The organism is Mesorhizobium waitakense, assembly GCF_056431085.1.
In genome coordinates, this window is the sequence record NZ_JBWKME010000230.1 from 1 (window position 1) to 2,234 (window position 2,234).

The 2,234-nt window shown below is 61.4% G+C and carries 2 protein-coding genes; both read left to right on the forward strand.

Translation table 11 applies throughout. From position 1 onward, the window contains the following. A partial coding sequence (locus tag AC07FD_RS39435) for a hypothetical protein (RefSeq protein ID WP_478354201.1) occupies positions 1-187 on the forward strand: 187 nt, incomplete at its 5' end. A 13-nt stretch (positions 188-200) separates the two neighbouring features. Beyond that, the coding region (locus AC07FD_RS39440; protein WP_478354202.1) for a recombinase family protein at positions 201-2,234 on the forward strand (2,034 nt) is incomplete at its 3' end.

Genomic DNA, 2,234 nt, shown 5'->3' on the forward strand with positions numbered 1-2,234 from the left:
CCGCGTAGCGTCCCAGACCTTCACCGAACTTCCGAACCCGGGCATGACAACCCTCCCGGGACCTTGGCTCAACTTGCCAGCGGAAACGCAAAAGCAGATCGCACAGAACCTTGCTCCCCTGCTGATGCGGATGCGACCAACGCGCGCGCTGCTCGAGGCGGACGGGCATGTTGAGAGCGTCGAATAGGCCGGACGAATGTGTGACAGCCGCGCATCGCGGCAAGCTCGCTTATATTTACGTTCGCCAGTCTTCCGTGAACCAGGTGCGGCATCATCAAGAAAGCACGGAGTTGCAGTACCGCCTCGTCGATCGTGCCGTCGCCCTCGGCTGGCCGCATGAACGTGTGCACGTCATCGATGAGGATCTTGGCAAATCGGGGTCCGGGACAGTTGAGCGGGTGGGGTTCAAGAAGCTGATCGCCGAGATCGGGTTGGGCAATGCCGGCCTTGTTATCAGCCTCGACGCTTCGCGGCTTGCCCGCAACAATCGCGACTGGCATCAGCTCCTTGATTTGTGCTCGCTCTTCGGCGTCATCATTGCCGACGGCGAACGTCTTTATGATCCCTGCGCTTACCACGATCGCCTGCTGCTCGGCCTGTCCGGCATCATGAGCGAGGCGGAGCTTCACCAGATCAGGCAGCGCCTCCATCAGGGCGAACGTCAGAAGGCGGCTCGTGGCGAGCTGCGGCTTCCCGTTCCCGCCGGACTGGCCCATGATCGCGCAGGCGGGATTGTTCTCAATCCCGATGAGCAGGTGCAGGCAAGGCTCATCCTTGTCTTCGCCAAATTCCGCGAGCTTCACAGTGCACGGGCCGTGATGCGATACTTGCGAAAGAACGATCTGCCACTGCCTGTGCGTCCACTTATGGGTCCCGCTCCGCACGATATCATGTGGCGCGAGGCCGACAGTTCACGGGTCCTCAGCATTCTCCAAAATCCTGCCTATGCCGGGGCGTATGTTTATGGACGATACCGGGCGGAGGGCGGGCGGGTTCGCCATGATGTCTATCGCCCGAAGACGGTGAAGGTCCCCATCGCGGACTGGGAGGTTTGTCTTCAGTCTGCCCATCCCGGATACATCGACTGGGAGGAATTTATGGAGAATCAGAGACTACTGGCAAACAACATCAACCGCTATAAGGCTGGCCATTCCGGCGTGCCGCGCAAGGGAGCGGCACTGTTGCAGGGTATTGCCGTTTGTGGCCGGTGCGGTCGCCGGATGAGCCTACGCTATAGCGGTCCTGCAGGTAACTATCCCGTCTACACGTGTCGTGCCGACCGCGATCAGGATGGCGGACCGCTATGCCAGGAAGTGCGCGCGCTGCCCGTCGACGCACATGTTGAAAGCATCCTGCTCGACGCTTTGAAGCCGGACAGGATTGCCATCGCCATTGCCGCGCTGGGCCAGATTGAAGAAGAGACACGTCAGCTCGAGCGACAGTGGGCTCTGAGGCGCGAGCGGGCCCGCTATGAGACGGAACGGGCATGGCGCCAGTACGACGCGGTGGAGCCCGAGAACCGTCTGGTGGCGCGTTCTCTGGAGCGCGGCTGGGAAGAGAAGCTGCGTGCCGCCGAAGCCGTCGAGCAGGATTACGAACGGTGGCGGTCCGACGAGCCCCTGGTCTTGAGTGAGTCCGACCGCGAGTGTCTTCAAAAGCTGGGCGAAGACCTGCCTGGCATCTGGTATGCCCCCTCAACGACGTCGGCCGAGCGAAAGGGCATCCTGCGTCTCATCATTGACGAGGTCGTCCTCGATCAGAAGCGGTTGCGGGGCCAGGTCTGGTTCAAGATCCTGTGGCAGACCGGGGCAACAAGCGAGCATTCTCTTCAAAGGCGTGTCCACACCTACGCCAACTACATCGATATCGAGAGATTGCGCGAGCGCGTGACGGAGCTGAATGCCGACGGCAAGATGGACAAGGAGATTGCGGCGACGCTGAACGCGGAAGGCTTTGTCGCAGCACGCGGCTGCGCGTTCAAAGGTGAGAATGTCTGGCTTCTGCGGACACGCTGGAGCATCCCCACCGTCAAGATCAACGGGATTGGCGCCAATCCAGCTCGGTGGCCGGATGGAACCTACTCCGTTCAAGGGGCAGCAGCCGCCCTGGGCATCACACCGCAGGTTATCTTCGACTATCTCGCCCGCGGATGGGTCAAGGGGCGTCAGCTCACGAAAGGCCAGCCATGGCAAATCGAACTCTCGGACAACCAGATCAGCACGCTGCGGGCGCGC